Consider the following 232-nt stretch of genomic DNA (forward strand, 5'->3'; position numbering starts at 1 on the left):
GTTCCATTGGCGTGGCCGTTTTCGGCGCCGTGGCCAACGCCATCTATGCAGGACATCCCGGTGCTTCGGACGCGCACACAACCGTCTCGGCGTCGTCGGCCGTGTTCATGGCTGTGCTCGTGTGCGCCGTGCTGACCGTTATCGCGGTCATCGCCATGCCGGGCGCCCAGGGCGAGTCGGTGGCGACCAAGACACCGGCGCAGGCTGGCGCCGGCTCGGCGGAAGGCTAGTC

The 232-nt window shown here is 68.5% G+C and carries 1 protein-coding gene; it reads left to right on the forward strand.

Annotation, left to right across the window (positions count from 1 at the left end; all coding sequences use genetic code 11):
- Nucleotides 1-230 (forward strand): hypothetical protein (locus tag SCA31_RS25685; RefSeq protein WP_410699749.1); only part of this gene is annotated, 230 nt, incomplete at its 5' end.
- Nucleotides 231-232: the final 2 nt, after the last annotated feature.

The sequence above is a fragment of the Chryseobacterium sp. SIMBA_028 genome (assembly GCF_046535285.1).
Lineage (GTDB): Bacteria > Bacteroidota > Bacteroidia > Flavobacteriales > Weeksellaceae > Chryseobacterium.